At 26.3% G+C, this 8,764-nt stretch carries 8 protein-coding genes and 1 pseudogene; 7 read left to right on the top strand and 2 right to left on the bottom strand.

Annotated features, from left to right (window positions below; translation table 11 throughout):
* Positions 1–113: 113 nt before the first annotated feature.
* Positions 114–293: pseudogene (locus JOC62_RS19520) on the top strand (PadR family transcriptional regulator); the annotation flags it as partial.
* Position 294: 1 nt separating this feature from the next.
* Entirely contained in the window at positions 295–1,302 is a 1,008-nt protein-coding gene (locus JOC62_RS18925) for a permease prefix domain 1-containing protein (RefSeq protein ID WP_204596829.1), read from the top strand.
* 157 nt (positions 1,303–1,459) lie between these two features.
* On the opposite strand, the gene JOC62_RS18920 is transcribed toward JOC62_RS18925, so the two are convergent.
* Together JOC62_RS18920 and JOC62_RS18915 are read right to left on the bottom strand one after the other, a co-directional pair.
* On the bottom strand, positions 1,460–1,996 hold the full coding sequence (locus JOC62_RS18920; RefSeq protein WP_204596828.1) for a dihydrofolate reductase family protein: 537 nt from the start codon (positions 1,994–1,996) through the stop codon (positions 1,460–1,462).
* A gap of 209 nt (positions 1,997–2,205) precedes the next feature.
* Entirely contained in the window at positions 2,206–3,189 is a 984-nt protein-coding gene (locus JOC62_RS18915; RefSeq protein WP_341534823.1) for a GNAT family N-acetyltransferase, read from the bottom strand.
* Between the two features lie 302 nt (positions 3,190–3,491).
* Between JOC62_RS18915 and JOC62_RS18910 the strand changes: the two genes are divergently transcribed.
* The 5 genes from JOC62_RS18910 (at position 3,492) to JOC62_RS18890 (ending at position 8,371) form a co-directional block, all read left to right on the top strand.
* Positions 3,492–4,139, top strand: a complete 648-nt coding sequence (locus JOC62_RS18910; RefSeq protein ID WP_204596827.1) for a TetR family transcriptional regulator — start codon at positions 3,492–3,494, stop codon at positions 4,137–4,139.
* Between the two features lie 115 nt (positions 4,140–4,254).
* Positions 4,255–5,505, top strand: coding sequence for an MFS transporter (locus tag JOC62_RS18905; protein ID WP_204596826.1), 1,251 nt, complete (start codon positions 4,255–4,257; stop codon positions 5,503–5,505).
* 257 nt (positions 5,506–5,762) lie between these two features.
* On the top strand, positions 5,763–5,939 hold the full coding sequence (locus tag JOC62_RS18900; RefSeq protein ID WP_204596825.1) for a hypothetical protein: 177 nt from the start codon (positions 5,763–5,765) through the stop codon (positions 5,937–5,939).
* Between the two features lie 150 nt (positions 5,940–6,089).
* A complete protein-coding gene (locus JOC62_RS18895; protein ID WP_204596824.1) occupies positions 6,090–6,542 on the top strand; it encodes a hypothetical protein in 453 nt (150 codons plus the stop codon).
* 410 nt (positions 6,543–6,952) lie between these two features.
* Positions 6,953–8,371 carry an ArsB/NhaD family transporter gene (locus JOC62_RS18890; RefSeq protein ID WP_204596823.1) on the top strand — a complete coding sequence of 473 codons (1,419 nt, stop codon included), beginning with the start codon at positions 6,953–6,955 and terminating at the stop codon, positions 8,369–8,371.
* Positions 8,372–8,764: the final 393 nt, after the last annotated feature.

Below are 8,764 nucleotides of genomic sequence, written 5' to 3'. Positions count from 1 at the left end.
CAATAATTTTAAGTATTCTTCTTGAAGGAGATTCATATGGTTATGAGATATCAAAAAATATAAAATCTATTACTGATGATAAATATATAATCAAATAAACCACACTATACTCAGCCTTTACTAGGCTTGAGAAAAATGGCTATATAATAGCATTTTATGGAGATGAAACTTTTGGAAAGCGTCGCAAATACTACAAAATAACTCCACTTGGAGCCAAGTATTACAAAGAAAAATGTAATGAATGGATAGTTACTAAAGACGTTATTAATAAATTTATAAAGGAGATTGATTAGAATGGAAACCATAAGAAATTATTTAGACAATATGTTTTCTGTATTACCTAAAACCCAAGAAATTAAAACATTAAAAGATGATCTTTTATCTAATATGGAAGATAAATATGAAGAATTAAAAAAAGAAGACAAAACAGAAAATGAAGCCATTGGTATTGTTATCTCTGAGTTTGGTAATATTGATGAATTATTAAATGAATTAGATATAAATATTAATAATACTACTTCTAATAATATAAAAGATACTTCTCCATCTAGTAATACTAACTTTCCAATTATGGGAGAAAAAGAAGCCTATAGTTATCTAAAGGTTAGGAAACAAACAGCTTTATTTATAAGTATAGGTGTATTTCTTTGTATAACAGGAGTTTCCCTTTTAATATTACTTTATCAACTTATAGATAATAAAATAATTTTACAAGGCCTTTCTAACAATGCAACTAGCACTATACCTTTAATACCATTATTTATATTAGTTATTCCTGCTATTGCTTTATTTATATACTCAGGACTTAAACTAGAAAAATACAACTTCATAGAAAAAGGTGAATTTTCTCTTTCTAGTAATGTTAATTTTTCACTTAAGCAAGATTATGATCTATTTAGACCAAAATTCACTAAAGGCATTATATTAGGCGTTTGCCTTTGTGTTGTATCTCCACTTTGTATTTTTATAGGTAATATAATTAGCGAAAGTGCTACTGTATATGGAGTTTCTCTTTTATTATTCATAGTCTCATTAGCAGTAATTATATTTATTAATTTAAGTGTAATGCATGAAAGTTACAAGTTGCTTTTACAACTAGATGAATACAGCCCTAAAAATCGTGAAGCTAATAAAATTATTGGTTCTGTAGCTTCAGTTGTTTGGCCAATAACAGTTGCAGTATATTTATTTATAGGCTTTGTATTTAAAGCTTGGCATATTTCATGGATAGTGTTTCCTATAGTTGGTATACTTTTTGGGTCATTCACTTCTATATATAAAGGAATTAAGAAAGTTTCATAGCCAAAATATTATATTATGATAAATATCTATAGTATTTATCATAATAATTATAAAAGCAGGTATACTGTAAAACTAATCTTATTTTAGTTCTATAGTATACCTGCTTATTTACACAATTTTATATCACCTTTATCTTAAAGTTTTATAAAGTCTTATATTATCTTCTTCTTGAATAAATTGAAGTAACAATTCCATTAACTTCACTACACTTATCTAAATTTAAAGGTATCTTAGGATTATCATTATTGAATAAGGACATTCCACTACCTAAAATAATTGGTATAGTAGAAATATGATACTCATCTATAAGATTGCTTTTAATAAGCTGATTTGCAATATTTGCTCCTCCTACAATCCAAATATCTTTGCCATTACGTTCCTTTAATTCTTTAACAAAATCTAAAATATCTGTAGAAATGAACTTAACATTATTTGTATCATTAATATTTTGGGATGTAAATACATAACTATTCAATCCTTCATATGGCCACTCATTTGGAGAAAGCTCAGTTACTACTTGATTATATGTAGTCATTCCCATAATAACTGTATCAATATTCTTTATAAATTCAGAATAACTATTATCTACTTCATCTGATTTAATCGCCTCATCAATCCAACTAACTCCACCATTTTTATCTGCAATAAAGCCATCTAAACTCGTTGCTATATATAAAATTATTTTTCTCTTCATATGTTTAACCTCACTAATTATAATAATGTCTTACTTTTTTAATTTATTAAAACATATTACTTATATAATATATTTTAAAACTTTAATTATTTTATGATCCATTTTAATTATTTCATAATTTTATTCTATATTTAAATTATATATTTCAATAGAAGAATTCACAATAATTTCATATTTATTGTGACAGTATTTAATTTTAATTCTTTAATCTACTTATTCTTGATATAATGTTTATTATAGCAATCTATAAGTTCTGATACTTTTATACCATCTATAGTCATTCCATCTATATTACAATTTTCAATCTTTAAATCTCTTAAATCAGAATCAACTATTTTGCTATTAGTTAATTTACATCGCTCTATAGTTATATTAGTATCTTCTTCTTTTACATCTAAATTAACATCATGTATATGAGCTCTCAATAATGAAACATGGCATATCTCAACTTCATTCATTCTAGAATCGGCAAATATTGAGCTATTCATATTTACATTTGTAAAACGATTATTCCCAAGATATGAATTTGAATATATGCTCCCAAATAAATTAGTATTTGAAAATCTTGAATTACTCATATTAGACTCATATAAATCAGAATATTCCATATTACATTCCCTAAAATTAGAATGGCTGATATCTTTATAACGTATATATTTAGATGAATCAGATATATTTTTATTTAATATTTTAATATAATATCTCTCTTCATCGTCCTCTTCCATTAGTTTATACCCCATATCTTCATAAAATTTATGATTTCTTACACTTTCTTTTATTGTATCTAAAGTCCATACCTTTACCATAGGAAACATATCTTCTATAAGGTTAATCACGTCTTTACCTATCCCTATCCCCTGATATTCTGGAATAATATATAATCTATCAATTCTTGCATGTTCTTTTCCTGTATAAGATATGAGAGTTACTCCTATTAGATTTTCTTTATAGATTATCTTGTAGTATTTATTATCCCAAGTATGATACCTTTGCATATCTATAGAATTATATCCTGGAATAAAAGGTTTATTCCCATCTTTAAACCATCTTAAAGTCTCATCTTTTAAAATTTTGACCATCATATTTCTTATTTTTTCTAAGTCCTCTTCTAATACTCTCTCTAACTTTATACCTTTTAATTCTATATCATTTTCTTTTATTTTTAACTCTTCTATTCCTTTGATATTAATCACCCCTTACACCCCTATCTTCCTTATGACTCTATATTATCATACTTTCCTTATTTTTCCATAAATTATTTATATTTAATTAATTTATTATCCTATAACAAAAATAACACTATATTTATTTTAAATATCATTAAATTTATATATATTATTTAATATTATTACATTATCTCTTTAAGTAAATATAACTCAAATTAATATTAATTCGAGTTAATTAAATAAATTTCAATTTTTTATTGACACAGTATTTGGATAATGATACCATATATACATACCGACAGTATGTATGAAAACAAAGGAGTGATAATGTGGCAAGAAATAAACACCCAGAAGTTACTGTTAATAGAATTCTTGATGCATCATTAAAACTTTTTTTAGAAAAAGGTTATGAACAAACTACTATTCAAGATATAATCAATGAACTTGGTGATTTAAGTAAAGGCGCTATATACCATCACTTTAAATCAAAAGAAGATATAATTGATGCTGTATCAGAACGACTTTTTGAGGGTACAAATAGAGAGATACTTAGGATAAAATCTAAAAAAGATTTAACTGGACTTGAAAAGATTCGTCGTATATATTACTTATCAATTCAAAATCCTAATCAAGAAAAACTAATTACAGCAGCACCAACACTTTTAAAAAATCCCAAATTCCTTGCAGAGCAAGTTATAACAAGTATAGAAGATGTTGCTCCACTACTTAAGGATTTAATAGAAGAAGGCATTGAAGATGGATCAATTAAAGCAGATCATCCAAAGGAATTATCAGAAATGTTGATATTACTATCAAATATATGGTTAAATCCAATGATTTTCTCTAATACATCAGAAGAATTAAAACAAAAATTTTTATTTTTAAAAGAGCTTACTGATAATTTAGGTCTTCCTATATTTGACGAAGATATGCTTAATATTATAGATAAATATAGAGAACTTGTTTCTATATCCTAGTATAAACAAGATATTCTGTCCTTTTTGGGACAGTATATTTTTTAAATTTATACATACCAAACGTCGGTATATAAATTGCGTAAATAATATTTTTATATTTTAGGAGGATTTTTATATGGTCGAAAACAAATTATTTCACAGAAATTTTACACTAATCATTATAGGTCAAATCATTTCATTACTTGGAAATGCAACTTTAAGCTTTGCAATTCCTCTATATCTTTTAGATAAGACTGGATCTGGAACTATCTTTGGGGCAGTTATGGCTATTTCAATTATTCCTACTATCTTACTTTCACCAATAGGTGGAATAATTGCAGATAGAGTTAATCGTCGTAATATCATGGTTATCTTAGATTTTATTACTTTTATTATCGTTTTATTATCAATTGCATTTATTAAGAGCACTCCAATATTTGCAGCTGCTGCAACACTTATATTACTATCTATAATCAGATCCTTTTATCAGCCAGCAGTACAGGCGAGTATTCCTACAATAACTTCTTCTGATAATTTATTAAAGGCTAATTCATTAGTAAATATGGTTAATGCAGTATCTATGTTAATTGGACCTATCCTTGGTGGATTTTTATATGGACTTTTTGGAATTACGCCAATTATACTTTTAGCTTCTGTTGCATTTTTACTTTCTGCCATTATGGAATTATTTATAAATATGCCTTTCAAAAAGAAAGAGATTACTAGAAATATTTTTACGTCTGTAAAAAATGACTTTTCAGAAAGTATTTTATTTATAACAAAAGAAAAACCTTTCATAGCAAAAACTATAGGGGTAGCTGCATTCATGAACCTTACCCTTTCTTCAGCATTAATTATAGGTATTCCATATATAATAAATATTACATTAAATCTAAATAGTGAATTATATGGTATTGCCCAAAGTGCTATAGGAATAGGTGCATTAATAGGAGGTATATCAGTTGGAGTATTTTCAAAAAAATTAACTCATGATAAATTCCATATTCCATTATTCCTTGCAAGTATATTTATTCTGCCAATAGGAATTGTATTAATGCTTAATCTATCTGCTATGACTTCATATTTTGTAATAATCATTTCTGCATTCTTAGTTATGGCTTGTGCCACAGTGTTTTCAATTACAGCTATAACTTTAGTGCAGCAAGTAACTCCAAACGATATGATTGGAAAGGTTATGTCTTTTGTTACAACACTTAGTATGTGCGCGCAACCTATAGGTCAATCTATGTATGGCGCACTATTTGATAAAGCATCAAGTCATATTTATATAATTATTTTTGTAACAGTTGCTCTACTTATTATTATTGTTGCATTCTCAAGAAGGATATTTAAGAGCATAGAAATACAACCTCAACCTTCTTTATAATTCTATCTAACAATCTATATTATTAAATAAAACCTCTAAGGATTATTTATATCCTTAGAGGTTTTTTAGTTATTTTCAATCTATGAATAGTTAGACATGTTTGTAAAAATTTGACTCAATTTGTAACTAAACTCTATTTAAATTTATATAATATATTATGTATTTTAAGGACAACATTATAGATACTAACTAGATATAAAACTAAAAAACATTAAAATTTATTAGATTAAATAATACGATGAAAAGGTGGAACAAAAATGGCTGAATTGATTACAAATAATTACCAAGGAGCAAATATTACAGTAGCTCTAACTGGATTACCAATGACAATTACTGGCGAAGTTATAAGAGGACAAGCTAATGCAGTAACTCTTAGATTAAAAGATGGAAGATTAGTTACTATAGCACCAAATCTTATCGCTTTCTTCTATTAAATAGTATACTGTATTTAATAATCATTGGGCTGTTATTTAACCTATCAGCCCATTGATAAATTTATGTATATATGAGTTTCTATAAATTTATATGTACTTAAATTTATAAAAATAAATTATTTTCATAATATTAGGAGGACTATAAATAAAATGCCACATGATTTCGATGATTTAAAAAATATTGGAGATCCTCTAAAAGAATTATTTAATGATTCTAATAGTGGTTTTCAGGATCTTTCTTCTATAAAAGATATTATAACTCCATTAAAAGAATTAACAAAAGACGATTCTTTTAATGAATTATCTTCATTAAAAGAAGGTTTTGCTCCTCTTAAAGATCTTAAACCTGGACCTAAACCTGGTCATGGTAAAGACGGTAAAGGTAAAGACCACGATAAAGATAGTAACGACGGCAAAGATAAAGAACATGGCAAAGATGGTAAAGACGGTAAAGATAAAGACCATGGCAAAGGTGATAAGGACGGCAAAGATAAAGACCACGACAAAGATTGTAAAGATGACAAAGATAAAGATCACGGCAAAGATGGTAAAGGTAAAGATCACGAGGATAAAGACAATGACAAAAAAGGAAAAGAGCACTAGCATAAAGAGAAATATAATAACATTTATAAAGAACGTGATTGATATTAATCCTAGCAAATTTTCTTGCTATGATAGGTGAATCAACAATATTCATGATGCAATTGCTTCAATAAACGTTACTTTAATTTATAAAAAAATATCCACTATAATATTATATATTTTTCTTTTAAATATTATATTTTTAATGTGTTAGAGGGCTGTTAATAATAACCACAGTCCTTTAACAATTATTATTTTTATAGGCATTATTCTGCCTATCTAATTAACATATCTTATTATATATCAATCCTTTATTACCTCATATAGTACTTATTTTTTTATTATATTCTCAAAGAATCCCGCTAAAACCCTACATATATTTTAAATATATATATATATGTACTAAACAAAAGATTGGAGGTAGTCACTTTATGGCTATTATATTAATAATAGTTATAGCTATATATATAGCTATGATATTCTCAGTTAAATATCGTACTGCGATAGCTACCTTAGGTATAGGCGCTTTACTTTTATATACAACTATATTTGAGGGATATTCTTTTGCAGATGCTTTTAAATCATTTCCATTTGAGATAATAGTATTAATCCTTACTCTTGCATTATTTTCTAAAATATTTGAGAATAATGGATTTCTAAAATTTATAGGAGATAAGCTCAGTGAATTATCAAAAGGTAAAAAATTATTTATTATGATTGTTCTACCTTTGGTCATGTATGCAACATCGCTATTTATGAATAATTTAAGTGTAGTACTTTTATTTACTTTTATTTCTTTAACCCTTATACGAAAACTCGACCTCCCAGTCATACCTGTTTTAGTATCAGGGCTTATTGCTTCTAATATTGGAGGATGTCCTCTCCCTTGGGCTGATACTCCAGCAGTAATTATTACACTATATACAGACTTTACTATTATTGACTTTTTAACTAAAGTATTTGTGCCTTGTGCTATTTATGTTGTGCTCCTTATAATATATACCATTATATGGACTAAATTTTCTAATAAAAATTCAGAAGTTTGCTGTGATTCTAATTCAAGAGGCTTTTTGCATTACCATAAACCAAAGAAATTTCCTAGACCTCCTCATGCTAAAATTGGAATTGCTATTCCACCTCCACCCCCACCTTATGAGCCAGCACCTCATATAAAGATTCAGATGAAAGACTCTCGATTTAAGAATGTTTATCTACCTTTAATATTATTTGCTGGACTTATTACTGGTATTTGTATTGCACCTTTTTTCAATATCTCAATTTCTTATATTTGTATATTTTTCATGGGACTTACTATAATTTTTGTAGCAACAAATCCTGAAGAAATATTAAATTCACTTTCTGTTAATGACTCTATCATATTTATTTCTTCACTATTTATGATATCAGGTATTCTAGAGCACTTTGGTATACTAAAGATTGTAGTAACCTATATTCTGTCTTTTACAGGTGATAGCAAAATTTTAATTCTTTTATGTATTTTATTCTCTGCATTTATTATATCTACATTCCTTTCTGCTGGTCCTGCTACTGCAACTATTCTTCCTATCTGCGTTCAACTACTTCCTGTAGTAGGTAGCAATTTTATATTTGCAGCATTAGCTTTAGGTATATTAGCAGGAAGCAGTATGTTACCTTGGTCTGCCACAGGTGGCCCGATAATGCTAAGTGAAGTGGATAGATATTTGCATCATTATAATATATCCAATGAAGAAGAAGTGAAAATAAAAGAAGTTTATAATCTAAAAAATTATATATTATTCTCAATACCTTTTGCACTACTTATGTTAATATGCAGTGCACTATATTTAGTAATATATATATCTATATAAAGTCTATTCAAAAAGTAACAAACTTTTGATAAGTTATATATATTATTATATAAATCCTTAGTAACTATTAATATTTGTAAAACTTTCATTTATCAACTTACTAATTAATATTTACTAAAAATGTTTTATGATAAGGAAGATTTGTAAATAAGCTGACTTAAATTTTTATATTTTAAATATTAAAGAATATATCGATATAAAGAATGTAATTAAAAGTTATTTTCAAATTCTTCCTATAATTAAATATTTTCTAACTTCATAAAAGAATTATAATAAATTTAAATGAAATAAGGTGAAAATATGGATATTATAGTATTGTTACTATTAATATTAAATAATAAATTAAGCTATAACTTCTTTAATAGAACTAATACTTCTTTCTTTTTATTAATT

Origin of the sequence: Clostridium sardiniense, from assembly GCF_016907995.1 — a bacterium.
In the GTDB taxonomy this organism is placed as follows: domain Bacteria; phylum Bacillota; class Clostridia; order Clostridiales; family Clostridiaceae; genus Clostridium; species Clostridium sardiniense.
This window is presented reverse-complemented; position numbering and strand designations above follow the sequence as displayed.